At 65.1% G+C, this 25,910-nt stretch carries 26 protein-coding genes; 6 read left to right on the top strand and 20 right to left on the bottom strand.

The window, feature by feature from the left end; genetic code table 11:
- Positions 1–85: 85 nt before the first annotated feature.
- Together BUB39_RS18395 and BUB39_RS18390 are read right to left on the bottom strand one after the other, a co-directional pair.
- Complete coding sequence (locus tag BUB39_RS18395) at positions 86–1,303, bottom strand: argininosuccinate synthase (RefSeq protein ID WP_073056361.1); 1,218 nt, start codon at positions 1,301–1,303, stop codon at positions 86–88.
- Positions 1,304–1,375: 72 nt separating this feature from the next.
- Positions 1,376–2,152 (bottom strand): phosphatase PAP2 family protein, encoded by a 777-nt coding sequence (locus BUB39_RS18390; protein ID WP_073056359.1) that lies wholly within the window; start codon positions 2,150–2,152, stop codon positions 1,376–1,378.
- Between the two features lie 689 nt (positions 2,153–2,841).
- Between BUB39_RS18390 and BUB39_RS18385 the strand changes: the two genes are divergently transcribed.
- A complete protein-coding gene (locus tag BUB39_RS18385) occupies positions 2,842–3,543 on the top strand; it encodes a L,D-transpeptidase (protein WP_073056357.1) in 702 nt (233 codons plus the stop codon).
- A 106-nt stretch (positions 3,544–3,649) separates the two neighbouring features.
- Complete coding sequence (locus tag BUB39_RS18380) at positions 3,650–4,846, top strand: M14 family metallopeptidase (protein ID WP_073056355.1); 1,197 nt, start codon at positions 3,650–3,652, stop codon at positions 4,844–4,846.
- Positions 4,847–5,129: 283 nt separating this feature from the next.
- Here the strand turns inward: BUB39_RS18380 and BUB39_RS18375 are convergent, their stop codons facing one another.
- From BUB39_RS18375 to BUB39_RS18360, 4 genes are all read right to left on the bottom strand, one after another.
- Positions 5,130–6,515: a hypothetical protein gene (locus tag BUB39_RS18375; protein ID WP_139251534.1), complete on the bottom strand. Its 1,386-nt coding sequence runs from the start codon at positions 6,513–6,515 to the stop codon at positions 5,130–5,132.
- A 461-nt stretch (positions 6,516–6,976) separates the two neighbouring features.
- Positions 6,977–7,540, bottom strand: coding sequence for an AAA family ATPase (locus tag BUB39_RS18370; protein WP_073056894.1), 564 nt, complete (start codon positions 7,538–7,540; stop codon positions 6,977–6,979).
- 22 nt (positions 7,541–7,562) lie between these two features.
- A complete protein-coding gene (gene ispG / locus BUB39_RS18365) occupies positions 7,563–8,828 on the bottom strand; it encodes a flavodoxin-dependent (E)-4-hydroxy-3-methylbut-2-enyl-diphosphate synthase (RefSeq protein WP_073056891.1) in 1,266 nt (421 codons plus the stop codon).
- 55 nt (positions 8,829–8,883) lie between these two features.
- Complete coding sequence (locus tag BUB39_RS18360) at positions 8,884–9,426, bottom strand: Fur family transcriptional regulator (protein ID WP_073056351.1); 543 nt, start codon at positions 9,424–9,426, stop codon at positions 8,884–8,886.
- A 165-nt stretch (positions 9,427–9,591) separates the two neighbouring features.
- Between BUB39_RS18360 and BUB39_RS18355 the strand changes: the two genes are divergently transcribed.
- Positions 9,592–10,389, top strand: coding sequence for a 3-hydroxybutyrate dehydrogenase (locus BUB39_RS18355; protein WP_073056349.1), 798 nt, complete (start codon positions 9,592–9,594; stop codon positions 10,387–10,389).
- A gap of 10 nt (positions 10,390–10,399) precedes the next feature.
- A complete protein-coding gene (locus BUB39_RS18350; protein ID WP_073056347.1) occupies positions 10,400–11,146 on the top strand; it encodes an SDR family NAD(P)-dependent oxidoreductase in 747 nt (248 codons plus the stop codon).
- A gap of 31 nt (positions 11,147–11,177) precedes the next feature.
- Here the strand turns inward: BUB39_RS18350 and BUB39_RS18345 are convergent, their stop codons facing one another.
- The 6 genes from BUB39_RS18345 to BUB39_RS18320 all read right to left on the bottom strand — a co-directional run bounded on the left by BUB39_RS18345 (position 11,178) and on the right by BUB39_RS18320 (position 14,871).
- On the bottom strand, positions 11,178–11,447 hold the full coding sequence (locus BUB39_RS18345; protein ID WP_139251532.1) for a hypothetical protein: 270 nt from the start codon (positions 11,445–11,447) through the stop codon (positions 11,178–11,180).
- Positions 11,448–11,536: 89 nt separating this feature from the next.
- On the bottom strand, positions 11,537–11,839 hold the full coding sequence (locus BUB39_RS18340) for a hypothetical protein (protein ID WP_073056344.1): 303 nt from the start codon (positions 11,837–11,839) through the stop codon (positions 11,537–11,539).
- Between the two features lie 541 nt (positions 11,840–12,380).
- Complete coding sequence (locus tag BUB39_RS18335) at positions 12,381–12,794, bottom strand: curlin (protein ID WP_073056341.1); 414 nt, start codon at positions 12,792–12,794, stop codon at positions 12,381–12,383.
- A 44-nt stretch (positions 12,795–12,838) separates the two neighbouring features.
- Entirely contained in the window at positions 12,839–13,234 is a 396-nt protein-coding gene (csgH, locus tag BUB39_RS18330) for a curli-like amyloid fiber formation chaperone CsgH (protein ID WP_073056339.1), read from the bottom strand.
- A 91-nt stretch (positions 13,235–13,325) separates the two neighbouring features.
- Complete coding sequence (locus tag BUB39_RS18325; RefSeq protein WP_073056326.1) at positions 13,326–13,760, bottom strand: curlin; 435 nt, start codon at positions 13,758–13,760, stop codon at positions 13,326–13,328.
- A 340-nt stretch (positions 13,761–14,100) separates the two neighbouring features.
- Entirely contained in the window at positions 14,101–14,871 is a 771-nt protein-coding gene (locus BUB39_RS18320) for an alpha/beta fold hydrolase (RefSeq protein WP_073056324.1), read from the bottom strand.
- A gap of 227 nt (positions 14,872–15,098) precedes the next feature.
- On the opposite strand from BUB39_RS18320, the gene BUB39_RS18315 reads away from it, so the two are divergent.
- Both BUB39_RS18315 and BUB39_RS18310 read left to right on the top strand, forming a co-directional pair.
- Complete coding sequence (locus BUB39_RS18315) at positions 15,099–16,082, top strand: AraC family transcriptional regulator (RefSeq protein ID WP_244540300.1); 984 nt, start codon at positions 15,099–15,101, stop codon at positions 16,080–16,082.
- A gap of 226 nt (positions 16,083–16,308) precedes the next feature.
- On the top strand, positions 16,309–17,838 hold the full coding sequence (locus BUB39_RS18310) for a DUF1254 domain-containing protein (protein ID WP_073056320.1): 1,530 nt from the start codon (positions 16,309–16,311) through the stop codon (positions 17,836–17,838).
- Positions 17,839–17,854: 16 nt separating this feature from the next.
- On the opposite strand, the gene BUB39_RS18305 is transcribed toward BUB39_RS18310, so the two are convergent.
- From BUB39_RS18305 to BUB39_RS18270, 8 genes are all read right to left on the bottom strand, one after another.
- The gene (locus BUB39_RS18305; RefSeq protein WP_073056319.1) at positions 17,855–18,100 is read right to left on the bottom strand and encodes a hypothetical protein; all 246 of its coding nucleotides are present in this window, start codon (positions 18,098–18,100) and stop codon (positions 17,855–17,857) included.
- A gap of 98 nt (positions 18,101–18,198) precedes the next feature.
- Positions 18,199–19,065, bottom strand: coding sequence for an alpha/beta hydrolase (locus tag BUB39_RS18300; protein ID WP_073056317.1), 867 nt, complete (start codon positions 19,063–19,065; stop codon positions 18,199–18,201).
- Positions 19,062–20,063: an NAD-dependent epimerase/dehydratase family protein gene (locus BUB39_RS18295; RefSeq protein WP_073056315.1), complete on the bottom strand. Its 1,002-nt coding sequence runs from the start codon at positions 20,061–20,063 to the stop codon at positions 19,062–19,064. Before BUB39_RS18295 ends, BUB39_RS18300 begins: the two co-directional genes overlap by 4 nt.
- On the bottom strand, positions 20,060–20,761 hold the full coding sequence (locus tag BUB39_RS18290; protein ID WP_073056312.1) for a GntR family transcriptional regulator: 702 nt from the start codon (positions 20,759–20,761) through the stop codon (positions 20,060–20,062). Before BUB39_RS18290 ends, BUB39_RS18295 begins: the two co-directional genes overlap by 4 nt.
- Complete coding sequence (locus tag BUB39_RS18285; protein WP_073056310.1) at positions 20,758–21,354, bottom strand: amino acid synthesis family protein; 597 nt, start codon at positions 21,352–21,354, stop codon at positions 20,758–20,760. Before BUB39_RS18285 ends, BUB39_RS18290 begins: the two co-directional genes overlap by 4 nt.
- The gene (locus tag BUB39_RS18280) at positions 21,351–23,108 is read right to left on the bottom strand and encodes a hydantoinase B/oxoprolinase family protein (protein WP_073056299.1); all 1,758 of its coding nucleotides are present in this window, start codon (positions 23,106–23,108) and stop codon (positions 21,351–21,353) included. Before BUB39_RS18280 ends, BUB39_RS18285 begins: the two co-directional genes overlap by 4 nt.
- Complete coding sequence (locus BUB39_RS18275) at positions 23,105–25,204, bottom strand: hydantoinase/oxoprolinase family protein (RefSeq protein ID WP_073056297.1); 2,100 nt, start codon at positions 25,202–25,204, stop codon at positions 23,105–23,107. Before BUB39_RS18275 ends, BUB39_RS18280 begins: the two co-directional genes overlap by 4 nt.
- The gene (locus tag BUB39_RS18270; RefSeq protein WP_073056294.1) at positions 25,204–25,890 is read right to left on the bottom strand and encodes an isochorismatase family protein; all 687 of its coding nucleotides are present in this window, start codon (positions 25,888–25,890) and stop codon (positions 25,204–25,206) included. Before BUB39_RS18270 ends, BUB39_RS18275 begins: the two co-directional genes overlap by 1 nt.
- Positions 25,891–25,910: the final 20 nt, after the last annotated feature.

The following is a 25,910-nucleotide window of genomic DNA, read 5'->3' as shown; positions in this document are numbered from 1 at the left end:
TTGATTGGAATGCTTCCAGCATGCCGCCTCGCGGTGACAGGGGGTTGGCCGGCGCGTGACCAAGCGATGACGCGCCGGCGAAGGATCAGTCGCGCTTGTGGTCGCGCGCGGCGAGCGTGCGCAGGCGCAGCGCATTCAGCCTGATGAAGCCGGCCGCGTCCTTCTGGTCGTAGGCGCCACGATCGTCCTCGAAGGTGACGAGGGCGTCCGAATAGAGCGACTTCGGCGAGGAGCGGCCGACGACGATGACATTGCCCTTGTAGAGCTTGAGACGGACCGTCCCCTCGACATGCGTCTGGCTCGTGTCGATGAGCGCCTGCAGCATCAACCTTTCCGGCGCGAACCAGAAGCCATAATAGATCAGCTCCGCATAGCGGGGCATGATCGAATCCTTAAGATGCGCCGCCTCGCGGTCGAGCGTCAGGCTCTCGATGGCGCGGTGGGCGGCGATCAGGATCGTGCCGCCCGGCGTCTCGTAGACGCCGCGCGACTTCATGCCGACATAGCGATTCTCGACGAGGTCGAGCCGGCCGATGCCATTGTCGCGGCCGAGGTCGTTGAGCTTGGTCAGGAGCGCTGCGGGCGAGAGATGCACGCCGTCGATCGATACGGGATCGCCCTTCTCGAAGCCGATCTCGACATAGGTGGCAATGTCGGGCGCGTCCTCGGGCGCGATGGTACGCATATAGACATAAGGCGGCGGCTCGACGGCTGGGTCCTCCAGCACCTTTCCTTCCGAGGACGAGTGCAGCAGGTTGGCATCGACCGAGAACGGCGCCTCGCCGCGCTTGTCCTTGGCGACCGGGATCTGGTTCTTCTCGGCGAAGTCGATGAGATCGGTGCGCGACTTGAAATCCCAGATGCGCCAGGGGGCGATCACCTGCAGCTTCGGATCGAGCGCGGCGACCGCAAGCTCGAAGCGAACCTGATCATTGCCCTTGCCGGTCGCGCCATGGGCGACGGCGTCGGCGCCCGTCTCATGCGCGATCTCGACGAGGCGCTTGGCGATGAGCGGCCGCGCGATCGAGGTGCCGAGCAGATAAGTGCCCTCATACAGCGTGTTGGCGCGGAACATCGGGAACACGAAGTCGCGCACGAATTCCTCGCGCAGATCGTCGATATAGATCTGCTTGACGCCCATCATCTCGGCCTTCTTGCGGGCCGGCTCGAGCTCCTCGCCCTGGCCGAGATCCGCCGTGAAGGTGACGATTTCGGCTTGGTATTGCTGCTGCAGCCATTTGAGGATGATCGAGGTGTCGAGCCCGCCGGAATAGGAGAGCACGATCTTCTTGATGTCGGACATGGAGCGGGCCGCTTTCGGAGGTTTCAGGCTGGCCGGCTTATAATATGCGCGCTTCCGGCCGGCAACCGCAGCTCACTTCGGAGCGCCGATCCCGCGCAGCCTCTGCCCGGCGCGGGCGAGCGCGCCTTCGACCGTCGCATCGATGCGCGGCCCCAGCGGGCTCACAACGATGAGGCGATGCAGCACCAGGACGATGGCGAGCGTCACGCCCCAGGACAGCATCACATCCGACAGATAATGGCCGCCGAAGGCGATGCGGTTCAGCGACAGCGCGAGGCCGGTGAGCGCGACCGGGATACCGACCGGCAGACGCAATTCGCGCGGCAGCAACAGCACCGGCGCCAGCAGCCAGATCGCCGTCGAGGCCTCGCCCGAGATGAACGAGCAGTTCGAGACGCAGGCGCCGCCAAAATGCCAGGCCGGCTCGAAGGTCCAGGCGCCGCCGAAGAGATCGGTCTGATAGGGGCGCGGCCGGCCCGAAAACGTCTTGAACAGCGCGTTGACCACGAGGCCGGGACCGAGCGCCAGGCTCGCCAGCAGGAACACGGTCGAACGCGGGCGGATGGCGATCGGCCGTAACGGCCAGACGAGCTTGCCGAGGAGGCTCGCCGCGAGCACCACCAGCACGAGGATCACCAACTGGTCGCCAAGGCGGCGGAGCTGGCCGAGCAGAGCGATATTGGCCGCCGGGAAGCCGTCCGGCGCATGGAAGAGGCCGGCGAACCTGATATCGAGCGCCGGGACGGCCAGGAACAGCGCCGAACAGGCGAGGAGATAGACCGCGACCAGCATCAGCGGATCGCGTCGCCATCCGCCCGCAGTTGCGCCTTTGGCCGCCTCGTCCGCCATGTCCCGCCGCCTCGTCACGCTTCGCGCCATCCCACCCGCTGTCCGATGACCCGTCGCTACCTGCTCCATCGGGCGAAGACAAGGCGGACGCGCCGGCCGGCGATGGCCAGAAAAATGCGGGCATGGCAGCGCGACGGGCGGCGCGGGCCCCGGGCGATGGCATGGCGGAAGAGGCGCGCGGGGCGCTCGGCTCGCCAGGCGCACGGGCGGCGCGCCGGCGGAGAGGAGGAGAGGGGAGTTGCCCGAACCGCCCATGATGGCGGCCGGCGCCCCGCGCGCGAAGGTTTGACGGCTTCCTTCCGAGGGACCTTGGGTGTTCCCGTTGCTTGCGGCCACCCCACGACGAAGCCCACGCCCGGCGCAAACGCCGGACGCCGCCGCTGCCCGGCGTGTACCGGACCGGCGCCTCAGACTCGGCCGCCTCCTGGTGCCGGCTCGTGACGCCGGCACTTGGAGGCCTTCGCACCCCCGCCCGCAAACGGAACGACCGGTTCGCCCTCTTCGAGAGGCGGGGATGAGCCAAGTGTAAGGCCGGCCGGAGCGACGGGGATTGTTATTTTTGGCCGCGTGACGGTTCGAACCTTGCAAGGCGCACCCTCTGGGAGCTATTTCCCCGCGAAAAGACGCAGAGCGGCCGCAATTTGAAGTAATTCTCCCGCCGGCTCGCACGATTCGGAAGGTCCCTACGCATGAACATCCACGGCCTGACTGCCGCTGCCGGCACCATGGACAGCGTCTCACGGCGCCCGGCCGGCTTCGTCAGCCGCCGCTCCTTCCTCATCGGCGCGGGCGCGAGCTTTGCTGCCGTTTCGCTCGCCGGCTGCGTCACCGGCGGCATGAGCCTTGCCGAGGCGCAGCGCGTCTATGGCCCGCTGCCGAACGAGAAATTCCCCGTACCGGCGGTCGCCATCCAGAAGGTCGATCCGAAATATTACCGCCGCACCGTGCGCTACGAGACCAAGGAAGCGCCGGGCACGATCATCATCGATCCGAAGAACTTCTATGTCTACCGGGTCGAGGAGGGCGGCATGGCGACGCGCTATGGCGCCAATGTCGGCCGTGACGGCTTCCGCTGGAACGGCGACGTCATTGTCGGCCGCAAGGGCGAATGGGCAACCTGGACGCCGCCGAAGGAAATGATCGCGCGCCAGCCGGAAGCGGCCAAATATGCCAAGGGCATGCCCGGCGGCCTCGGCAACCCGCTCGGCGCCCGCACGCTCTATCTCTACCAAGACGGCGTCTACACGCTCTACACGATCTACGCGACGATCCATCCGGAATCGATCGGCAAGGGCGTCACCTCGGGCTGCACCGGCCTGCTCACGCAGGACATGATCGACCTCTACGACAAGACGCCGGTGGGCACGAAAGTCGTGATGCTGCCGTCCTAGCGACGCGCGACATGGGCGAGGCAGCGGCCTTGCCCGCCTTTTGCGGCGGACAGGACCGGCCGGGACTGTTCGGGCGACGCCCGGTCACAGCGAAGGGATCAGCGCCATGGCTAGCAAAGTCGATGAGGGCCTTGGTCGCCGCGACTTCCTGATCGCCTCGGTCGCAACGATCGGCGCCTCGGCCGGGCTCGCGGCCACGGCGCCTTCCGCCCACGCGGCGGGTCCGGCGGCCGCCGCCGCGCCGCCCGCATCCGGCGCGACTGTTTATACGGGCGATGTCATAGAGGGGCGCAAGGTCGTCAGCGCCCTCGATGTCGACGATCTCGAGCCGGGGCGGAAGCATCTCCTTTATTTCCAGGGCGTCGAGATGCCGACCGGCCAGCACTGGTATGTGTCCGTCATCGTCGCCAGGGGCACGAAGCCGGGCAAGCGCGTCGTCCTGACCAGCGGCGTGCATGGCGACGAGATGAGTTCCGTCCACACGGTGCAGACCGTGATGAACCAGCTCGATCCGGCGGATATGTCGGGCACGGTGATGGCCGTCACGGACATCGCCCGCGCGGCCATGGAGGGCATGCAGCGCCGATGGCCGAATGCCGGCCGCGGCGCCGACCTGATCGACCTCAACCGGGAATGGCCCGGCAACGAGAACGGACTGACCGCCCCGAGCCGGCATGCCGGGCTGCTGTTCAACCGCTTGCTGCGGCCGAACGCCGATGCCGCGATCGATTTTCATACCGGGACGACCGGCTTCGAGGTTGCGGCCTTCAATATCGGCGGCCTGGATGTGCCGGCGGTCAAGGCGATGATCGAGCTCTATCCCGTCGACCAGATCTACGACAATCACGTCTATCCGGGCGTGCTGCACAATGCCTTCATGGACGAGGGAATCCCGGCCTTCACGCCGGAGATCGGCGCCGCCCGCGTGCTTGATCTCGAAATGATCGCGCTCTTCGTCGAAGGCACGATGAACGTCCTCAAGCACCATGGCATCGTGGCGGGCCCGATGGGGCGGACGGGCAAGGACGTGAACGTCTTCACCGGCAACAGCGCCTTCCCGATCCTCGCCACCGAGGGCGGCCTTGTCGAGCATCTGGTCAAGCTCAACGAAAGGGTGCAGCCCGGCCAGAAACTCGCCCTCCAGCGCAACAGCTTTGGCGAAGTCGTCGCGGAATATAAAAGCGGCGTCTCAGGCGTGGTGACAGGCCAGCGCAGCGACGCAATGGCCGAACCGGGTAATCCGCTGGCGTTTATTCTGTTTCATCAGGATGTGGCTGGTGGGGGTGAGACGTATCCGGAGTGATTGTCGTCAGGAGGGCTTCCAGACGATCTACGCGAGGTCCGTCGGCTGCGATCGGCAGGGGGGGCGTCGCCGCCGGCTTTATCGGCCTGCTCAGGCAGGACATGATCGACCTAGACAACAGGATGCCGGCTGAAACGAAGGTGGCGATGCTGTCGAGTGGGGGTAAATACTGATAGATCGAGATGTCATTCGGCTCTGCTGATCGGCCGCTGGAAGCGTAATAGAGAAGGGGCAGAATCCCAACTAACTCAATTAAATAATTATCCTCACTCGCGCAAATATACTAGAGCGGTTGGTCCGATTCGCCGCCTGTCTCTGTCAGAGTCTTTCTTCGAGGGAAGCGCTGCAAATGCTCCAAGAATGCTCGCTTGGGTGCATATACGTACTCGTCACCCACATTTTGTCGTAAATGCTCCTTAAGTAGCTCCATTTTCGTCTGCGTACGAAGCTCGTACTTTTCCTCAACAGAGAGGTCAAGATTGTCCTGAGACGCATAAGAAACGTCTTGAGAAATAATACTTATTTTATATAGTTCCTGCCTCCTGCGATTGATTGAAATAACCTCAAATATCATATACTTAACGATCGTATAGCATATCGCTAATACAGTCAAAGAAACAGATACATAAGGCAATCTTGATAACAGAAAATCAAATATGTTTATCCCTTGCAATTGAGATATCGTATCCAAAAGACGTTCTGAATTGCTGAAAAGGCGTAATGTTACACAAACGATAATTAAAAGCGGAATTATGCAGAGTGCGGCATACAAGCGGACGTTGCGGGCACCTTGGCGGACATAGCCATTAAGATCTGTTGGGAATAAATTTATGTTGGCCTTAATCTCCGCCAATTTCCGCTCCTCATCTACGATTGAATCGGTCAGTATCCGCCTCTCCCCAGTCATCTTTTCAATAGACTGCTGAATATTATCTGCACGACTAGATTGCTCTTTTGCTACCGTTGCGGCCACGTCAATATCTTCGATGGATTTTTTGTGAACAGCTGCACTGGATTGGATTTGAGTGTCAAGATCGGACAGTTCGGTGCGTCTTTCCTCGAGCTCCTTCTCAGTCCTGTCCAATTCTGCCTTGCTTTCCTGAATCTCTTCGTAAGTCTTAAGCGCTTTCAAAAAGTAACGTTCGAATTCAGAAATTGCAGAGGCCTTCTCTGCCTCAATGCTGTCGACAAACCTGATGATGCCGGCGATGTGCTGCCTTTCGACACCGAAAACTTCGACCTTTAGGAGTTCGGCTGACTTGAAAAGGGATTCGGTAGGGCGGAGACCAAACCCCTTGGTAAAGTCATTTACTGAAAACCTAAACTGGCCGTCTTTGAAATAATCTGTAAAAGTCTTCTGTTCATTATCGCTGAGATATGGAGCATAGCTCAGCTCCATCCCATGATAACCCTCGTATTCTTTAGCATGCACAATTATTTCTGTAACGTAAATGACCTCCACAAAATCAAAATCGAGCCAGACTCGCCGCGCCTTCATATTATTCTCTGGAGAGGCGTTGCCTATCAGTAAGGTCGAACGGCGGGTCTTGTGCGAGAAGAAGCTAATTTCGATATTTTGTGGTCGCGGAAATGTCTCGTCAAACGCAGCCTGAATGCCGGCATCGGATGCTTCAGGAAGTTGTGATGCTGAATCGATTTCCGTCGGCATTGGGCGAACCTATTTTCTGATTCCTTGGAGGGTAGCCCTGTTGTTTAGCGTCCGCCAGACGTGAGCTCATCTCCAAACGCATTCTTTCTCCGGTGCCAACGGCTATGTCGTTGAGAGACGCCGACACGGCAGCGGATAGAAGTCGAAGCCAGTGTTGAACGCGGGAAAAGATCAGGGCCGCGATGCCAGATGGTCTTGGGCCGACGGTTCGAATTAATCGGTATGCTCATAAGTCAAAGAATGCACTGACGAAGTGGAAGCTGCTACGCCGAATTCGGTGTAGATCAGAGCTGCAAACCGTATGCTGGACGACTCACCAAACCAGCGCTCCACACACTCCGCCACCATCCGCTTGAACGCCTCGACAATCGCCAGCGCCGCGCGTCCCAGGCCGGAGCGCTACTCGTCAGATTCTTGGTTCGCCGTTCTGGCTTCAGGGTAACGACCGGCTTCTCTACCTCTCAAGGCTTTCGCGTCGACGCAGCCTCGGCCGCCATCCTTTCCACGCGCTCCTCCCGCGTCCCCGTCACCTCCGCGACCCGCGCCCCTCCCGCCAAAACCCCGAACTCATCCCCCCGGATCATCGCCTTCAGCCGCGCATCCACGCGGCGGCGAAGGATGGGGTGTTCGATGGTGGTCGGGATTTCGTCGGGCTGGGTGAGTGGGATGAAGATGATGCGGTCGAGGGTCTCAACGGCGCGGGTGATGCGGGTGAGCAGTCTGCCTTGCGGCAGCCATTCGAAGCCTTCGTCGGTGCTGACGATGTCGAGATAGGCGAGGAAATCGAGCGGGCAGCGGTCGAAGATGACATTCTCGCCGCGGGCTTCGTCGAGGATCAGCCGGCAGCTCTCGGCGAGTTGCGCCTCGAAATCGGCGACGGTGGGCTTGGCGCTGAAGGCGATGCCGCGCTCGGCCAGTCGCCAATAGGGTTCGGCGACGGCCTCATAGGCCGGATGGGTGGCGACGAAATCCTCGATCAGCGTGGTCTTGCCGCTGCCATGCGTTCCGGTGACGGCGATGCGCATCGGGGCGTCGTGGCGATGCGCGTCAGCTGCCGAACCGCTGCTCGACATAGGCCGCCACCATCTGGCGGAAATCCTCGGCGATGGCTGGGCCGCGCAGGGTTGCGGCTTTCTTGCCGTCGATGAAGACCGGGGCGGTGGGGGTTTCGCCGGTGCCGGGGAGGGAGATGCCGATATCGGCGTGCTTCGATTCGCCGGGGCCGTTGACGATGCAGCCCATGACGGCGACCTTCAATTGCTCGACGCCGGGATAGCGTTCGCGCCACTGCGGCATCGCCTTGCGGAGGTCTTCCTCGATCGTCTTGGCGAGTTCCTGGAACACGGTCGAGGTGGTGCGGCCGCAGCCGGGGCAGGCGGCGACGACGGGTAGGAAGGCGCGGAAGCCCATGGTCTGCAAGAGTTCCTGCGCCACCTGGACTTCGCGTGTGCGATCGCCATTCGGCTCGGGTGTCAGCGAGACGCGGATCGTATCGCCGATGCCCTCCTGCAAGAGGATGCCCATCGCGGCCGAGGAGGCGACGATGCCCTTCGAGCCCATGCCGGCCTCGGTGAGGCCGAGATGCAGCGCATGCGGGCTGCGGCGGGCGAGATCGCGATAGACGGCGATGAGGTCCTGCACATTCGAGACCTTGGCCGACAGGATGATCTTTTCGCGCGCGAGGCCGATCTCTTCGGCGCGGGCGGCCGAGAGCACGGCCGAGCGCACGATCGCCTCGCGCATCACGGCATTGGCCGAAACGGGCGCGGCCGAGGCGGCATTGGCGTCCATCAGCGTCGTCAGCAATTCCTGGTCGAGCGAGCCCCAGTTGACGCCGATGCGCACGGGCTTGTCGTAGCGGATCGCCAGCTCGATCAGCGTGCCGAACTGGCGGTCGCGCTTTTCGCCGAAGCCGACATTGCCGGGATTGATGCGGTATTTGTCGAGCGCCTCGGCGCAGGCCGGGTGATCGGTCAGCAGCTTGTGGCCGATATAGTGAAAGTCGCCGATGAGCGGCACGTCGATGCGCCGGCGCAGCAGCTTTTCCTTGATATATGGCACGGCGGCGGCGGCCTCGTCGCGATCGACCGTGATGCGCACCAGCTCCGAGCCGGCGATGGCGAGGCTCGCCACCTGCGCCACCGTCGCGTCGATATCGGCGGTGTCGGTGTTGGTCATCGACTGGACGACGACGGGCGCTTCGCCGCCGACATCGACCTTGCCGACGCGGACGGAGACGGCCTGGCGGCGCGGCAGCGGGCCGGCGGGAAAATCCGGAATGGCGAAACCGGCGAGGGGAGCGACGAGGTTCATCAGCAAAGCGTCCCGCAAAGGGAGAGAGGGGCGAAGGCGAAGCAGGCGATGCGCATCAGGCATTCGCCCGGCAGCGGGCGCAGAGGCCGCGGATCTCGATGACGGGCGCGCGCGGCGCGAAGGAGGCGGCCTCGGTGAGCGCATCGAGCGCGACGGTCAGCGCCTCGGACGAGGCTTCGGCGGCGGCGCCGCAGGCCTCGCAAAGCAGGAACACCGTCGCGGCGCCATGGCCGTGGCTGGAATCACTGGTCCCGACACGCTGGCTGCGCGTGCAGGCGATATAGGCGTTGCGGCTCTCGATGCGGTGGGCGAAGCCGTTCTCGACGAGGAAATCGAGCGCGCGATAGACGCTGACCGGCGCCGGGCGCGGCCCCTCGCGGGCGAGGCGGTCAATGACGTCATAGGCGCTGGCCGGCACATGGCTTTCGGCAAGCGCGGCGAGAACCTTGCGGCGCTGGTCGGTGAAGCGGAGGCCCGAGGCCGCCGACACCGCCTCGGCATGGGCGATCGCGTCGCGCTCGCAATGGCCATGGTCGTGCTCGCCATGCTCATGCGGCGTCGCCGTGCCTGCCGTCTCGCCGGTCGTCGCCTCGTTCATTGCGCGATCCCGATTTTGCCCGCTCGTCGTCGCGGGCCATCTTCCCATGCTGGAGCGTCGCGTTCTACCATGCCTTCCGGTCATGTTCACGCCGGCGCCAGCCTCTCTGCAATATAGTCGCTGGCGCGCCGCTTCTCACCCCTCTTGTCGCGCGGAGTACTCGCCATGTCGAACGAACGTCACCTTCGCGGCAAGACGGCGCTGGTCACCGGCTCGACCTCCGGCATCGGCCTCGCCATCGCGCGCGCCTATGCCAAGGCCGGCGCGCATGTCGTGCTCAACGGTTTCGGCGATGCCGACGAGATCGAGGCGATGCGCAAAACGCTCGCCGGCGAGCATGATGTCGAGGTGCGCTATCACGCGACCGACATGACGGACGTCGCCGCGATCGAGGCGATGGTGGCCGAGGTCGAGGCCGAATTCGGCGCGATCGACCTCCTCGTCAACAATGCGGGCGTGCAGCATGTCGCGCCGGTGCATGAGTTTCCGGTCGACAAGTGGAACCTCATCATCGCGCTCAATCTCTCGGCCGCCTTCCATGCCATGCGGCTCGTCATCCCGCAGATGAAGAAGAAGGGCTGGGGCCGCATCGTCTCGACCGCCTCGGCGCATGCGCTCGTCGCCTCGCCCTATAAATCCGCTTATGTCGCGGCGAAGCACGGCATTGCCGGGCTCACCAAGACCGTGGCCCTCGAGGTCGCCGAAAGCGGCATCACGGTGAACGCGATCTCGCCCGGCTATGTCTGGACGCCGCTGGTCGAGAAGCAGATCCCCGCGACGATGGCGGCGCGCGGGCTGACCGAGGAGCAGGTGAAGCGCGACGTGCTGCTTGCCGCTCAGCCGACCCGGCAATTCGTCACCGTTGACGAGATCGCGGCGCTGGCGCTGTTCCTCACCACCGATGCGGCGCGCAACATCACCGGCGCGCTGCAGGTGATCGACGGCGGCTGGACGGCGGCCTGAGGATATCGACATGGACAAGCTTGCAGGGCGCGTCGCCGCCGTCACCGGCGCGGCGAGTGGCATTGGCCGCGGCATCGCGCTCCGCTTCGCCGAAGAGGGCGCGGCCGTCGCCGTGCTCGACCGCGACGCGGCGGCCGCGGCGCGCGTGGCAACAGAGATCATCGCCGCCGGGGGACGCGCGGCGGCCGTCGCCTGCGACGTCTCGGACGAGGCGTCGGTCCATGCAGCCTTTGCCGAGGCCGTTCAGGCGCTCGGACCGGTCGATATCCTCGTGAACAATGCCGGCGTGCTGCGCGATGTGCCGATCGCCGCGATGACCGCCGGGGAATGGGACCGCGTCATGGGCGTCAATCTCCGCGGCGCGTTCCTCTCAGTCCAGGCCGTGCTGCCGGCGATGCGCGCGCGCGGCTTTGGCCGCATCATCAACATCGCCTCGCAACTGGCGCTGAAGGGCGGGCCGGAGCTGACGCATTACGTCGCTGCCAAAGCCGGGCTGATCGGATTCACCAAGGCCTTGGCGCATGAGGTCGGCCGCGAGGGCGTGACGGTCAACGCCATCGCGCCGGGCATCATCGAGACGCCGATGAGCGCAGGCGTGCCGGACGACATCCGCGCCCGCATTTCCGCCGGCCTGCCGATCGGCCGCTTCGGCCGCGTCGACGAGATCACCGGCGCGGCGCTGCTGCTCGCCAGCGACGAGGGCAGCTATTTCCTCGGCGCGACGCTGAATGTGAATGGCGGAGACGTCATGGCGTGAGCGCCCGTTCCGCCAGCACCTCGGCAAAGATCTATTGGCAGGTCAGCACAGCTTTCGGCACGCAATAGCAACTATAGGTCTTGTTGGCGCAGGTCTTCTGGTCGAGCGAAAAGTCGGCGCAGTTGCAGGAGACTGTATATTGCTTGCCGGATGTGAGCGGCAGGCTGCTATAGATCGAATAGCCACTTCCACGATCGGCAGGCCGCATGCTCGTCTCGAAGGTGGAATCATCCGCCGAAAGCGCGACGCTTGCGGGCCATGCCGCCAGCATCAGCACGGCAACTAGAAGACACCTGAACAATCACCGTCTCCTGCGATTGAACTTCGTTGCTGCGGTACGAAGGGCAGCCGACCTATCGGCTGGCTGCCCTTCGTTTGGTCAGGCTGGCCTCACGGTGCCGGGCTCGGCGGCGGCCCGTCATGCGGGCGGGGCGCTGGGTGAGCGCGATGCGGCTTGCCGCAGCCCTTTTGCCCAGGCGGCGGCGGAACGCGGCACTTCTTGCGCTGCTGCTTGTAAGCTTTCTTGGGCTGCGGCTTGTGAGGCTGGCTATTGGGCGGCCGCGTGTCGCGCTGGTCAATCGGCGGCGACGCGTCGCCCGGGGGCGTCTGGGCCAGGACCGGCGAGGCAGCAATCGTCAGGGTCGCCAGCGCGATGATGAACTTTGCGGTCCAGTTGGGGCGTGGTGTCGTCATCGGGTCACCGGTTCTCGGGGGCGTTGGGAGCAGGGTTCCTGGAGGTCGGCGCTTTGGAGCCGTGTGTCTTGGAACCGCGATTTTCGGCGCCTCTGGCCTTCGAGGCTCGGGCCTTGGATTCCGGGCAGCGCTTCCCGTTCAACCGGCATTTCGACTTGGCGTGCGACTTGGCGTTGGCGTGTGTTTTGGAGTCCTTGGTCTGAGCCTTGGACGGCGCGCCAACCTCGGGTTTCGCCTGGCTTTGCGGCGCGGGCTCTCTCGGCGTCTGAGCCAGGACAGGCGTGGCGACGAGGGCGAAGGCAAGGACAGCGCCCGTCAAAAGTCGTTTTTTCATAAGGCCTCCATTTCGAGGTCGAACCGCGGCCCAGCCAGAGCCGAAATTCAAATTGGCGATGAGCCCCCGTGCGATGAACGTTTCAATGCGGCAGAGGTAACACTGGATTTGATGTCGAAGTGTTTCAAATTGCTGAGCTTTCGGACACGGCCCGGCTGCGCTCACTTCCCGCCGCCGGTATGAGCGCCGCGCCGCCGACCCCCGGGCTCACCAGCCGAAGGTTAACGCCGCGCCCGTATTGCCATCGCCGTCTTGCGCGATGCGGGTGTCGGTGTTCCGGCCGAATTGGAAGATGCCGTAGGAATTGCCGTTGCCGGCCTGCTGCAATGTCGCCGCATGGCCGTCGCCGCGCTGGGTGACGACACCGACATTGCCAGCGCCCTGCTGCGCGACGCCGGCGGCGTTGTTCTGGCCGCGCTGGTCGATGTGCGCTCCTGCGTCGCGCAGCCCGTTATAGAGCGCATAGGCGCGGAGGCCAAAATCCATGGCGCGGGCGTCCTCGGCCGTGCGCGGGGCAAGCGTGAAGCCGATCGCGCCGCCGGCAAGCGCCGGCGCGGCGGGCAGGGCGATCGCGCCGGAGAGGGCAACGACGCTGGCGATGGTCTTCAGGGCGGAAAGCATGGCGCGATGTCCTTTGGAAAAGCGATTGCAAGGTTCGGCGGCGATCAGCCGCCAATGACGGCGGTGCAACGCGTGCTGGCCGCGCCGGCTGTGATGTCGAGCGTCACGGCATAGGTGGCGGCGTCACCGCTGAGGCTGAGGCTGCCGAGCCGAACCGTTTCTCCCGCCGCGAGCGAGAAATCGCCGCCCTGCCGGATGGCCGACGCATTGCCGCCACCGCCGCCGCTGACGCGGAGGCTGTAGCTGCCATCCGTGGCGCGTGCCGCGCGGACGCTTGGCTCAAGGAGGATCTGCCCGCCGGAACGGCTCTGGCCGATCGAACAGGCAAGCGGCCCAGCCGCCGCTCCGCCGCCGCCCCGGCCCGCCGCCGCCACCGCCGCGCCGGCTGCCATCGCGCTGAGCGTCATCGCGGCCGCGATCGCGATTGTTCCTGTCTTCATGGCTGGTCTCCTCGTCTTTCAACCGGAATGGTGGAATAGAGCGGGCGGGCCGGCGCAGTCTGCCGGCCCCTTGGCGTTCAGGAGCCGGGGCTTAAGGGCAGGCCTGGACGAAGGCCGCGACATTGCCGCTGCCGCCCTGGTTGACGTCTGCGGCGCAACCATGGCCGACCTGCACGCCGGCGGCGATGTTGCCATTGCCGTCCTGCGTCAGGATAGCGGTGTGGCCGGAGCCGAACTGGCCGATACCCGCGACATTGCGGTTGCCCAGTTGGTAAGTGGCGCCGGAATTCCCCGTGCCTTCCTGGCCGATCGCCGAGAGATTGCGCGCGCCATATTGCTGCGCCGTCGCGCCGTTGAAGCGGCCGTCCTGATAGACGCGGATGCGGTTCTGCCAGCCGTTCTGGGCGCCGCCGGAAGAATTCGCCCAGCCATACTGCTCGATGCGGAGGTCATTGGCGAAAGCCGGCGCGGCAGCAAAGGCAACCCCAGCAGCGATGGCGGCGCCGAGCACGAACGAACGGATCATGGAACCTCTCCTTGATTGCGGCCGGAGCCGCGCTGTCGATGAGGTTCGTTCTAGAGAGGCGAGGGGGAATGGATGCTGAAGGGGGTGTTTATCTGGCGTTCAGGGGAGACCGAACGGAGGGCACTGCGGGATTGCCGGAACAGCGATCGGCTGGCGCTATCGGGACATTTGAGTTCCGACAGGGTTATCGAATGCTCTGGCATCAGAACGCTGTCGACCAACGGAATGAGCATCGATGCGTTGAAAATGTTCGTTTTTTGAACAACTGGAGCTGGCTTCCAACCTGAGCCACCGCCGGGAGCGCGACGTTGCCTCCCGGCGGCGGCATTGGTTGCTGCAGTTATTTGGCAGCGGCCGCAGTCTCGATGACCGCGGCGACCTCGGCGGCATGGGAGGCCAGGGAAGCGTGGCTGCCGTCGACCTTCGTCACCTTGGCCTTGATGCGCCCGGCGAAGAATTCCTGGGCATGTGGGTCGAGAACGAGGTCCTTGGTGCTGAGCACGTACCAGCTCGGCTTGTCGTGCCATGCCGCGACGGTAGCGGGTGCATCGAAGGCGGTGTGGTTGATCGGCATCTGGTGAGCCGCCAGATGCTCGCCGATTGCCTTGGGCAGGTCGCCGGCGACGGCGGCCGGGAACACGGCCGGGTCGATCGTCAGATAGCCCTTGCTGTCGGGACGGATCGCCGCGGTGCCCGGCGTGGCCGGCCCGCTCGCCGCCAAGGCCGAAACGCTTTCGCCCTTTTCGGGAGCGAAGGCCGAGACGTAGACAAGCGCTTTGACCTTGGCGTTGTCGCCGGCCTCGCCGATCACGACGCCGCCCCAGGAATGGCCCACCAGGACCACCGGCCCGTCCTGTGCGTCGATCGCGGCGTTGGTGGCGGCGACATCGTCGGCCAGCGAGGTCAGGGGGTTCTTGACGGCCGTGACCGTGTAGCCCTTGGCTTTGAGGATGGCGGCGACGCCATCCCAACTCGACTCGTCCACGAAGGCGCCATGCACGAGAACGATGTTCTTGATGGTGCCCGCCGGCAGGGTCGTCGCGGCGGAGGCCGGGGCGGCGCCCAGCATGGCGGTCGAGAGCATCAGGGCGGACATGAGAAGGGTCTTCATCGTCAATCTCCAGGTGGGCGCTTCAGCGCCGGTTGATGTCGGTTCGGACTATCTGCAATATCGTGAGGAGCGCCTTCCGTTGTCGCGGAAATCCCGCTAACCTCATTAATGAATTGAATTGTTTGCCTTAATCCGTTTCCGAAGACACCCGTAACCTAGGATGTCGTGCCATGAGTGACCATGACCGAGACCCCGCAAGGCATGCTCCATCGTCCAGAGTTGCGAGCATGCTGGCCGCCCGGATCGACCTGCTGTCGCAAATGCTCGACCTGGTGAGACTGCGCGGCGAACTGGTATTCTCAATTGATCTCGGCCATCCGTGGGGGCTGCGCTTCCAACCGGGATCGGCCTATTTCTTCGTGGTTCTCGAGGGAGGGCTCACCGTCGAGGTGGCCGGGGAACCGTCCGTCGAGGCAATCGCGGGAGACCTGGTGATGCTGCCGCGCGGCGTCGGCCACGTCCTGACGGATGGCGGCGGCGCGGATCCGGCGAACGCCGACGACATGATGGATGTGCAGTTCACGAACGAGCGCTTCGCTCTCCGCCATGGCGGCAACGGGCGGCCTACGAGGCTCATCGGTGGTGCGTTCCATTTCGAGAGCACGGCTGTGCCTTGGGTCGTCTCGGCGCTGCCTGCCGTCATCCATATCGAAAAGTCGGGTGGACAGACCGGTGGATGGCTGGAGGGACTTTCCCATTTCATGCTGATGGAAGCCCAAACCGTCTATCCGGGCTCTTCGGTCATGATCTCCCGTCTCATCGATGTGCTGATCATCCGCGTGATCCGGACATGGGCGCAGACGAGAAATCCCGATGACGCCGGCTGGCTGGGCGCGCTGGCCGACCCGCGCATCAGCCGGGCCCTCAAGTGCATCCACGACGAGCCATTTCGGAGGTGGACCGTCGCCGACCTCGCGAACGCTGTCGGAATGTCCCGGTCCAGCTTTGCCGACCGCTTCTCGCTGCTGGTCAAGGAGGGTCCGCTGTCCTACCAGACCCGCTGGCGCCTGACGCTGGCGCACGAGTTGCTACGACAGGCCAATGCGCGCGTCGGGGATGTGGCGCGGCAGGTCGGATACAATTCCGAAGCTGCGTTCAGCCGCGCCTTTAAATCCCAGTTCGGTGTACCGCCCGTCGATCTCAGGGCAACCGGTCACGGTGCCCGGTTGCCGATCATCGGAACGCAAAGGCTAGGATCTCTTTCGGTGTGAGTGTCGAACCGGATCACCGCTCTTGGCGCAGAGAGACGAGTCTGGCTCGCGCTACAGATGCCCCGAAAACGGGCGCTTTTCGAACGGACCAGCCAGCATCTCCGCTCCGCCTGGGAACCCGGAGCGGGTGTATTTCTCAACCGTCGTTTTCCGCCCCAGCTCCGCCCGTGACAAGGGTGGGGCGGCGTCCTAGAAGGAGGACAACATCGTTTTCGGGGGATTTGGGATGGGATTGGTGATCACCTTCCGCAACCGCGTGGCGCTTGCGGCCTGTTTCGTCATCGCGGCTGCCGGCGCGGCTTCGGCTGAACCGCCGACTTATTCGGCCGATGTGCCGGCCAAGATCACGACGCCTGACAGCGTTGAGACGCGCCTCGGCACGCTGCGCTTCCACAACGGCGTGCCGGATGAGGCGACCGTCAAGCTTGTCTATGACAATCTCGATTTCTCGCGCGGCGTCGAGGCGTTCCTGCAGGGCATGCCGGCGACCTCCGTGCGCGCCCTGTGCAACGGCGTCGAGAGCGTCGGCGCCAAGGCCAACCAGGGCATCGCCATCACGGACGATCTCGAAGACGCCCGCTCGCTGTTCCTGACGCCGAACACGACGACCGTCTATGCGCTCACCTGTCTCGATCTAAGCGCGGGGCCGATGGTGCTCGAAGTGCCGACCGGCGTGCTCGGCCCGGTCGACGACGGCTATTTCCGCTGGGTCACCGATGTCGGCCTCACCGGGCCGGATGCCGGGCGCGGCGGCCGATATTTGTTCGTGCCGCCGGGCTACAAGGGCGAGTTGCCGTCCGAAGGCTACTTCGTCAAGGCGCCGCGCACCAACACGCTGCTCGTCTTCTTCCGCGTCTTCGTCAAGGACGGCGATATCGCCGGCTCGGTCGCTCATGCCAAGGCGGGTACGAATGTCTATCCGCTGAACGCCACCACCGAGAGCGGCGAGACGCCGAAGGCTGAGTTCGTCAATATCTCGGGCAAGAAATTCAACACGATCAGCGCCAACGATTTCAGCTTCTATGACGAGCTGAACCAGGTGGTGCAGGCCGAGCCGGCCGATTTCCTCGATCCCGACAAGGTCGGCCTGTTCGCCTCGATCGGCATCCGCAAAGGCCAGCCCTTCGCGCCGGATGCGCGCATGAAGGCGATCCTCACCGATGCCGTGGCGGTCGGCAATGCGACCGCACGCACGAACCTCGTCGACAGCCGCGATCCGCGCACCAGGTTCTATCCCGACCGGCAGTGGTTCACGCCCTTTGTCGGCGGCAGCTACCAGTTCCTCGACGGTGCCGAGCGGCTGCTCGACGCGCAGATGATGTTCTTCTACTACGCGACCGGCATCACGCCGGCGATGTCCTTCGCCAAGGTCGGCTCGGGCTCGGCCTATGCCGGCTCGTTCAAGGATGCCAAGGGCGATGCGCTCGATGGCGGCAAGACCTACAAGGTGACGCTGCCCGGCCCGGTGCCGGCCAAGGAGTTCTGGTCCTTCGTCGTCTATGACAACCAGACCCGCGGGCTTCTCGAGACCGACCAGAAGACCGCCGGCGTCGACAGCCACCATCCCGGCCTCAAGACCGATGCCGATGGCTCGGTGACGATCTGGTTCGGGCCCAAGGCGCCGGCGGGCGCCGAGAATAACTGGGTGCAAACTATGCCCGGGCGGGGCTGGAACACGCTGCTTCGCCTCTACGGCCCGCTGGAGCCGTGGTTCGACAAGAGCTGGAAGCCGGGCGACATCGAGCCGGTCGAATAGGCCGCGGCGGCTGCCGTCAGCGCTTGCGGATTTCGAGGCGGTCGACGGTCAGCGTGCCGACCGAGAGCTTGTCGATCCGCGCATCGCGAATGCGCAGCCGGCCGATGGCGAGCGCGCCGATGGCGATGGCCCCGACCGCAATCGCGCCGAGCGCAACGGCGCCGATTGCAGCGGAACCGATCGCCGAGGCGCCGATAGCTGACGCGCCAAGCGCCTTCGCGCCTGTCGCTCTGGCAGGGACGATGCGTGCTGTCGGGGTCATGGCTTCCCTTTCTGCGGCTTGTCGCCAGGAAGAGACAGCTTAACCCGGAATCGATGGTTGCTCACGCGGCCCCGCACAAAGGGACGCGAGCCTCAGCCTCAGCCGAGGCCGATGCGCCGGAGCACGGCGCGCTGGAGCTGGCTGCCATGATCGGCGATGGTTTCGATCACCGCGAAATGATGAAGTCCGGCGACTTCTTCGCTCTCAACGCTGTTGCCAGCCGCCGCGAGCGCCGCGGCGAAGCTTGCCTGCTGCCGCTTGAATTCGTCGGATTCGGCGCCGCCGACGACAAGGGTGAGTGGCGGCATGTTCGGGCGGACGGCGTGGAGCGGGCTGTTGCGGGCCGCCATGGCTGCGTCGAGGCCGACCGTCTCGTTCAGATAGGACAGGCGGATGGGCTCGAGGTCATAGAGGCCGGAAACGGCGACGCCGCCCGCCACGATCTCGGCCGGCAGCTCCGGATCGAAGGCCGGCCAGTCGGTCGCGGCGGCGATGGCGGTGAGGTGGCCGCCTGCGGAATGGCCCGCGAGGAAGATGCGGTCGCGGTCACCCGGGATGAGCGCGCCGGCATTCTTCCAGACAAAGGCGATGGCGGCGCGGACCTGCCGCACGATCTCATCCATGTGATGGACGGGCGTCAGCGCATAGTTGATGACGACGAGCGTCGCGCCTGCATCGACGACACCCTCGGCGACGAAGCGGAAATCCGCCTTGTCCTTCCAGATCCAGTAGCCGCCATGGATATAGATGAGGATCGGCGCGCGAGGGTCTTTCGCCGGGAAGACATCGAGCCCCTCGGTGGCCGAGGGTCCATAGGCGATGTCGAGCACGACAGGGCGTAGCGCGGCGCTCGCGTCGCTGCGGGCGCGCCAGCGATCGAAGATCGCATAGCTGTCGTCGGCGACGAGCCGCTCATATTGCTTGTCCAGGCCGTCCTGATCGTAGTCGCGGTAGACGAGGGTCATGCGGCGCTCCGCTCAAGGCCGAAGGCGTCATGCGCGGCTTGCCAGTTCATCAGGTGATCGAAAGCGGCGTCGAGATCGGCGATGCCGGTCGGCCCGAACTCCTCGGCGAAACGCTGCCAGGAGAGAATGCCGCCATCGTGATCGCCATAGAGATTGATCTCGGTCGCTTCGCCGATCTCCCCACCGATCTGGTAGCGGAAGGCGGGGAAGCGTTCGGTGAGCCGTGCGCACCAGTCGCCGATCGACCAGATGAAGGGCGTGCCGAGATTGTAGATTGCGTGGCGGTGGACAGGAGTGGTCAGCAGCGTGATCAGCGACGCGGCCGCATCGCGCGAGAAATGCCAGTTGCTGCGGCCGGGACGTGGCAGGAAGGCCGGGCTCCCGGCCAGCGCAAGGCTGTTCGCCTGGAAGACCGGGTTCATCGTGTCGCGCATGCCGGTGCGATATTCCCACGGGCCGAACACGCCGGCGAGGCGGCCGGCGACCCAGTCGAGACCGGTGGCATTGCCGATCTTGTCCAGGATCATCTCGCCGGTCCATTTCGAGAGCGCGTAGAGATTGCCGGGATCCTTGGGCCAATCCTCGTCCAGCATGGCATAGTCAGGCGTACCGCCGCCGAAAATGGCATTCGACGAGACGAAGACGAAGCGTTCGACGCCATGAGCGGCGCTGGCGGCGGCGACCGCGGCAAGCCCGGCCATGTTGACGCCGACGACAAGCCCGCTCTCGGTGCGCTCGCGCGCCACATTCGAGGTGATCGCGGCTGCGTGCAGCACGCGCGTCACCTGCTGTTCGGCGAGGATGCGGCGAATGCCGTCCTGATGGCGGATATCGGCGCAGATGCTGGTGAGCTGGCCGGGTAACTCGGAAAAGGCGAAGGCGGCGATCGGCGGCAGGGGCCGATCGGCCAGCGCCACCACATGCTCGCCTTGCGTCAGCAGTTGCTCGACGATGTTGAGCCCGACGAAACCGCTCGCGCCCGTGACCAGAATGCTCATGCTCCGACGTCCTCTCGTGCCGATGCCTGGGCCTTTCGGCCGTGTTCCCCGAGCGCCGCCAGTGCCACGGCGCGCGCCGCTTCGATATGGGCCGTGCTGAGCCGCGCCGCCGCCTCGCCGTCGCCGGCCTTCAGCGCCGCGAGGATCGCCTTGAGTTCGCGCAGGCTCGCCTGCGGCCGCCCCGGCCGCGACATCGAGCGCGAGCGCAGGAACGAGATGCGGCCATGCAGCGAATGCAGGATCTGGCCCAGCACGACATTGTCGGCGGCCTCGAAGATCGTCTCATAGAAAAGCGTGTTGCTGGTGCGCTGCGCCTCGCGGTCGTCGCCGCCGGCGGCGCTTTCGATCGCCGCCATGGCAAGATCGAGCCGGCGCGCGATGTCGGGCGTCATCGCTTTAGCGCAGAGCATGCAGGCGCGCGCTTCCAGCAGCATGCGCATGTCATAGAGATCGCCGATCTCCTTGAGGCTCATCGAGGCGACGACGAAGCCGTTGCGCCGATTGCTTTCGATCAGGCGCTCCGCCTCGAGTTCGCGCACCACCTCGCGCGCGATGGTGCGGCTGACGCCCGCCCGCTCGCAGATCTGACGCTCGGTGAGCCGGGCACCGGGCGGCAGCTCGCCGTCATGGATCGCGGCACGAATGGCGGCGGACACCTGTTGGCGCACGGAAAGGAGTGAGAGACCCCCATTCATCATGTCAGCCCGTCGACGCCCGCGACCGCGGCGGCGTCAAGGCCGCCGAGCCGCTGGTTGAGGCGTCCGCGATTGGCGAAGCAGCAGATGATCGCGACCTCGTCCGGCAGCGGCGCATCGGGCAGATGAACCGTCATGCCATCATAATGCGAGCGGACATAGAGCGCGTCCTTGTGGGCGAGCGGAATGTCGATCGTGGCGCCCGGCGCCGCACGCTTGGAAAAGGACGAGATCCAGGCCTGCCCGCCTCCGATCGCGGCGCGCAGCGCGTCGCCGAACGGCGTCGTGATCAGCGCGATGCCGTGTTCCTGCTCGCCGGCAAGGCCGATCACGGCCCCCTTGCCATAGCTCTCGATGCCGAAGGGCTTCATCGCGGCGACGCCCGCTTCCGCCATGGCGCGGCCCAGCGCGGCGCTGGCCGCGATGAAGTCGTTGAGCGGGCCGACCGGCAGGCCGGCATAAGGGTTATGGAGCACCGCGACCACCGCGACCTTGCGCAGCGGCGGATCGCGTTCGATGGACTGCTCGGCGGACGTCGTCTCGGCGAGCACGAACTGCCGGCGGATACGCAGGCCGGGAACCGAAATGAGGGTCATCGCGCAGCCACCATCGCCGCGCGCTTCGCGGCCGTTGCATCCGAGTCGAGCGTCAGGCGCTCGTCGATGACGACGCCATAGGCACGTTCGGCATAGGCACGGCTGCAGAAGCCGTCGAGCACATCGTCGAGCACCCGGTCCGCCGGTCGCTCCAGCGGATCGCCGAAGCCGCCGCCGCAGGGCGAATAGAAGGCCATGGTATCGCCGGGCTTCATGACGACGCCCGAGATCTTGGCGTGTTGCGCCTCGGCGGTGCCGATGGGGTCTGCGTGGTTGAAGATGTCGACGCGGCCGGGCGCGCCTTCATGGCCGCCGAAAAGGCCCCAGGGGGCGTCGGTATGGCGTTCTGCTTCGTGCGTCATCCATCCGCCTTCGAGCAGGCGCTGCTCCTTGACGACGCCGATGCCGCCGCGGAAGCGTCCGGCGCCGCATTCGACATCGTCGCGCAGTTCGTAGCGGTCACAGATCATCGGCAGATGCATGCCGAGATCCTCGATCGGGTTGTTGCGGGTGTTGGCCATGAGGTTGTCGATCGAATCCGGTCCGTCCGAGCGCGGGCGGCCGCCATAGGCGCCTTCGTTGACCTCGATGAACACCCAATAGTCGCCGCTCTGGCGAAGGCCCGAATAGGCGACGAAGGAGAGCGAGGCCGAGGAACCGGCGATCGACGTTTCGGGCAGCACCGGCGAGAGCGCACGGATGATGCAGTCGATCATGCGGTTGCATTGGGAGAAGCGGGCCGAAGCGGCGGTCGGGAAGATCGGGTTGAAGATCGTGCCCTTCGGCGCCGTCACCTTGATCGGCCGGAACGAGCCTTCATTGGCCGGCACGGGCACGGCCGAGGTCGCGGCGTCGAGCAGCAGCGAGCGGAAGGCGACATAGCAGGCGACCTTGGTCGAGCCCTCGAAGGGCACGTTGAAGGCGGTCGGAACCTGCGGCGAGGAGCCGGTCAGGTCGACCTCAGCCTCGTCGCCGCGGATGCGCACGCAGACCTTGATCGGCAGGCGGACATTGCGGTTGCGGCCGTCATCGTCGAGCCAGCTTTCGGCGTAGTAATCGCCGTCCGGAATCTCGGCGATCTTTCTGCGCAGCATGCGCTCGGTGTAGTTCATCAGTTCGGCGGAGGCTTCCTCCACCGTCGCGGCGCCATAGGTCGCATAGAGCTCCTGGAAGCGGCGTGCGCCGAGCTCCGCCGAGGCGATCTGCGCGCCGAGGTCGTCCTGCAATTGCTTGCCGACGCGGCTGTTGTTGCGAAGATAGTTCCACACCGTCTCGTTGCGGACGCCGCCCTCGACGAGCTTCACCGCCTTCAGCAGCATGCCCTCGCCGAAGATGTCCTGAATGTCGACGATGAGGCCGGGCGTCGCCGAGCCGATATCGACGTGATGGGCGGTGTTGGCGGCGAAGCCGACATGGCGGCCCTCGAAGAATACGGGCACCACGACCGCGATGTCCGGCGAGTGGCTGGCACCGAAATAGGGATGGTTGTGGATGACGACGTCACCCTCGCGCCAGGGCGTGGTCATCGAGGCGTCAATGCCGCGGAGGTAGCCGGGGATCGAGCCGATATGCAGCGGGGTGTTGTCGCTCTCGCACAGCGTCGCGAAATCGCGGTTGAAGAGACCGGCACCGAGATCCTCGCTTTCGCGGATGATCGAGGAAAAGGACATCCGGTAGAGGACGTAGGCCATCTCCTTGGCGATGGTGTGCAGCGCGCCGCCGATGACCTGGAGCGTGACGGGATCGATGCTCATGCTGTCACCTCACGGGCGATATGGATGTTGCCGGACCGGTGGACGCGGGCCGTGAATCCGGGCGGCACCAGCGTGGTCGAATTATGCTGCTGGATGATCGCCGGGCCGGGAACGACATGGCCGGCCGCCAGCTTGTCGCGGTCATAGCGCGGCGTTTCCACCGTCTTGCCGTCGTCGAAGGTGGTGGGGCGCACATAGAGAAGCGCGTGCGAAAGGTCTGATGACGTCGCGTCCGGCAGTTCGGGCCAGGTCAGCGGCGGCACCTCGGCGAAGCCGATGACGCGCAGCGTCACGATCTCGATCACCGCGTCGTCGAAGCGATAGCCGTAGTCGCGCTCATGCACGGCATGGAAGGCATCGGCGATTGCCGATGCCGTTTCGGCCGTGATCGGGCCGTCGGGAAGGGGCGTCCTGAGTTCAAAGCCCTGACCCTGGTAGCGGCATTCGGCGACACGCTCGAACTTGTGCGCCGCCGTCTCAATGCCGTCGGCGGCGAGGCGCTCTGCGGCGAGTGCCGCCAGATCTTCGAGCGTCGCATTGGCGGCCTCGAACGGCCCGGCGGCGGGACCGGAGATGAGTGTCGGGGTCGAACGCGTGAACTCATAGGCGAGGCGCGTCGCCAGCAGTCCCATGGCGGCGGTGATGCCCGGGGCCGGCGGGACGATGACGTCCTTCGCCGAGACGGCCTCGGCGAGCGCCACGCCGTGCAGCGGGCCGGCGCCGCCGAAGGGCATCAGCGAGAAGCGGCGCGGGTCGAAGCCGCGCGCCACGGAATTCGAGCGGATGGCGAGGGCCATATTGGCGTTGACGATCGTCACGATGCCGAGCGCCGCTTCGATCAGGCTCATGCCGAAGGGCTCGGCGATCTTCTCACGTACCGCCCTTTCGGCGAGCGCCGGATCGATCGCCATGTCGCCGCCGAGGAAACGTTCGGGGTCAAGGCGGCCGAGCACGACATGCGCATCGGTGACAGTTGGCTCCGTGCCGCCCTTGCCGTAGCAGGCCGGCCCGGGAGCAGCGCCCGCCGAGCGCGGGCCGACGCGGAAGGCGCCGCCCTCGTCGCGGAAGGCGATCGAGCCGCCGCCGGCGCCGATCGTGTCGAGATCGAGCATCGGGGCGAGCACCGGATGCTCGCCGACCACCGTGTCGCGGGGGTTCATGATGCGGATATTGCCGTCGGCGATGACGCCGATATCAGCCGAGGTGCCGCCGATGTCGATCGTGATGACATTGTCGACATCCGACATCGCGCCGGCCCAGCGGCCGCCGATGACGCCACCGGCGGGACCCGACATCAGGATCGTCACCGGGCGCTCGGAACAGGTCGCGACCGTGCCGATGCCGCCATTCGACTGCATGATGCGGAGTTCAGCGTCGACGCCTTCGCTGGCGAGGCGGGTTTCGAGATTGCGCAGGTAGCGCGCCGTGCGCGGGCCGACATAGGCGTTCATCGCCGTGGTCGAGAAGCGCTCGAATTCGCGGATGACATTGGCGACTTCGGACGAGCCGGAAATGAAGGCGTCCGGCATTTCCTCGCGCAGGATTTCGAGCGCGGCGCGCTCATGCGCGTCGTTGAGGAACGAGAACAGGAAGCAGACGATGACGGCCTCGACGCCGCGCGCCTTCAGCTCGCGGGCGGCGGCGCGAACCTCGTCGAGATCGATCGGTGTCTCGATGCGCCCGTCCGGCGGCATGATGCGCTCGGTGATCGGCATGCGGTTACGGCGCTTGACCAGCGGGCTCGACTGCCACGGCACGTCGAAATGCAGCGAGAAATTATGCGGGCGCTTGTGACGGGCGATGTGCAGCAGGTCGCGGAAACCCCGCGTGGTCAGCATGCCGACTTCGGCGCCGTTCTTCTCGATCGTGATGTTGGTGGCGACCGTCGTGCCATGCACGACGCGGCGTACGGCCTTCGGATCAAGCCCAGCGATGCGGCAGATCGCGAGAATGCCCGCGACGACGCCGATCGACTGGTCCGATGGCGTCGAGGGAACCTTGTGCACGAAGACGCGGCGGCCGCCCGGACCGTCATCGTCGCGTTCGAGAACGAGGTCCGTGAAGGTGCCGCCGACGTCAACGCCGATCGAGGCCATCAGCGTGCCTCCGCCGATGCGAGACCTGCAAGGTAGGCGAGAACGCCTTCGAGCGGCTCGACATCGCCGAACTTGGCATCGATGTCGAAGAGGTTCCATTCCACCGCGCCCGCGATCCGGTCGCCGACGCATTCGCGCACGACGATCGGCCGGAAGCCGGCCCAGAGCGCATCTTCGCAGGAGAGGCGGACGCAGGACGAGAGCGTGACGCCGGTCAGGATCACCGTGTCGACGCCGAGGCTGGTGAGATAGCCGGCAAGGTCGGTGCCCTGGAAGGCGCTGGCGCGCTTCTTGACGATCAGCAATTCGTCGTCGCGCCGCTCGAGCCGCTCGTCGATCTCGCAGAGCGGGCTGCCAGCCTTCAGATGTTCGAGCGGGATCTTCTTGCCCCAGAGGCCGGTATCGGCATGGGGGCCCTCGACGATGTCATAGGCGCAGGTCGTGTAGACGATCGGAATGCCGAGCGCGCGGCCGGCGGCAATCAGCTTCTGCGTCGACGGGATGATCACATCCATGCCGTCGCAGGCAAAGGCGCTGCCCTTGGTCGTCCAAGCCTTGGCGAGATCGACATTAACGATGGCCGGACGCGATCCATAGCCAAGGCGGCGCATGAAGCCTCGGCCCTTGTAGAAGGCGGCATATTCGCGAAACGCGGTCTGCAATGCCTGTTCGAAGTCCTGCTGCATCGAAATTCCTCATGCTCGGT

This window comes from Kaistia soli DSM 19436, from assembly GCF_900129325.1.
In the GTDB taxonomy this organism is placed as follows: Bacteria; Pseudomonadota; Alphaproteobacteria; order Rhizobiales; family Kaistiaceae; genus Kaistia; species Kaistia soli.
The sequence above is the reverse complement of the archived record's forward strand: the minus strand, read 5'-3'. Positions and strand labels throughout refer to the sequence as shown.

What these genes read in the sequence shown, in the direction of transcription:
- BUB39_RS18310 (WP_073056320.1), top strand. Translation starts at nt 16,309, where the DNA reads ATGGGATTGGTGATCACCTTCCGCAACCGCGTGGCGCTTGCGGCCTGT.
- BUB39_RS18290 (WP_073056312.1), bottom strand. Translation starts at nt 20,761, where the DNA reads ATGATGAATGGGGGTCTCTCACTCCTTTCCGTGCGCCAACAGGTGTCC.
- BUB39_RS18270 (WP_073056294.1), bottom strand. Translation starts at nt 25,890, where the DNA reads ATGCAGCAGGACTTCGAACAGGCATTGCAGACCGCGTTTCGCGAATAT.
- BUB39_RS18285 (WP_073056310.1), bottom strand. Translation starts at nt 21,354, where the DNA reads ATGACCCTCATTTCGGTTCCCGGCCTGCGTATCCGCCGGCAGTTCGTG.
- BUB39_RS18280 (WP_073056299.1), bottom strand. Translation starts at nt 23,108, where the DNA reads ATGAGCATCGATCCCGTCACGCTCCAGGTCATCGGCGGCGCGCTGCAC.
- BUB39_RS18320 (WP_073056324.1), bottom strand. Translation starts at nt 14,871, where the DNA reads ATGAAGACCCTTCTCATGTCCGCCCTGATGCTCTCGACCGCCATGCTG.
- BUB39_RS18335 (WP_073056341.1), bottom strand. Translation starts at nt 12,794, where the DNA reads ATGCTTTCCGCCCTGAAGACCATCGCCAGCGTCGTTGCCCTCTCCGGC.
- BUB39_RS18355 (WP_073056349.1), top strand. Translation starts at nt 9,592, where the DNA reads ATGTCGAACGAACGTCACCTTCGCGGCAAGACGGCGCTGGTCACCGGC.
- BUB39_RS18380 (WP_073056355.1), top strand. Translation starts at nt 3,650, where the DNA reads ATGGCTAGCAAAGTCGATGAGGGCCTTGGTCGCCGCGACTTCCTGATC.
- ispG (WP_073056891.1), bottom strand. Translation starts at nt 8,828, where the DNA reads ATGAACCTCGTCGCTCCCCTCGCCGGTTTCGCCATTCCGGATTTTCCC.
- BUB39_RS18315 (WP_244540300.1), top strand. Translation starts at nt 15,099, where the DNA reads ATGCTGGCCGCCCGGATCGACCTGCTGTCGCAAATGCTCGACCTGGTG.
- BUB39_RS18325 (WP_073056326.1), bottom strand. Translation starts at nt 13,760, where the DNA reads ATGATCCGTTCGTTCGTGCTCGGCGCCGCCATCGCTGCTGGGGTTGCC.
- BUB39_RS18350 (WP_073056347.1), top strand. Translation starts at nt 10,400, where the DNA reads ATGGACAAGCTTGCAGGGCGCGTCGCCGCCGTCACCGGCGCGGCGAGT.
- BUB39_RS18370 (WP_073056894.1), bottom strand. Translation starts at nt 7,540, where the DNA reads ATGCGCATCGCCGTCACCGGAACGCATGGCAGCGGCAAGACCACGCTG.
- BUB39_RS18395 (WP_073056361.1), bottom strand. Translation starts at nt 1,303, where the DNA reads ATGTCCGACATCAAGAAGATCGTGCTCTCCTATTCCGGCGGGCTCGAC.
- BUB39_RS18360 (WP_073056351.1), bottom strand. Translation starts at nt 9,426, where the DNA reads ATGAACGAGGCGACGACCGGCGAGACGGCAGGCACGGCGACGCCGCAT.
- csgH (WP_073056339.1), bottom strand. Translation starts at nt 13,234, where the DNA reads ATGAAGACAGGAACAATCGCGATCGCGGCCGCGATGACGCTCAGCGCG.
- BUB39_RS18305 (WP_073056319.1), bottom strand. Translation starts at nt 18,100, where the DNA reads ATGACCCCGACAGCACGCATCGTCCCTGCCAGAGCGACAGGCGCGAAG.
- BUB39_RS18390 (WP_073056359.1), bottom strand. Translation starts at nt 2,152, where the DNA reads ATGGCGGACGAGGCGGCCAAAGGCGCAACTGCGGGCGGATGGCGACGC.
- BUB39_RS18340 (WP_073056344.1), bottom strand. Translation starts at nt 11,839, where the DNA reads ATGACGACACCACGCCCCAACTGGACCGCAAAGTTCATCATCGCGCTG.
- BUB39_RS18385 (WP_073056357.1), top strand. Translation starts at nt 2,842, where the DNA reads ATGAACATCCACGGCCTGACTGCCGCTGCCGGCACCATGGACAGCGTC.
- BUB39_RS18300 (WP_073056317.1), bottom strand. Translation starts at nt 19,065, where the DNA reads ATGACCCTCGTCTACCGCGACTACGATCAGGACGGCCTGGACAAGCAA.
- BUB39_RS18275 (WP_073056297.1), bottom strand. Translation starts at nt 25,204, where the DNA reads ATGGCCTCGATCGGCGTTGACGTCGGCGGCACCTTCACGGACCTCGTT.
- BUB39_RS18295 (WP_073056315.1), bottom strand. Translation starts at nt 20,063, where the DNA reads ATGAGCATTCTGGTCACGGGCGCGAGCGGTTTCGTCGGGCTCAACATC.
- BUB39_RS18375 (WP_139251534.1), bottom strand. Translation starts at nt 6,515, where the DNA reads ATGCCGACGGAAATCGATTCAGCATCACAACTTCCTGAAGCATCCGAT.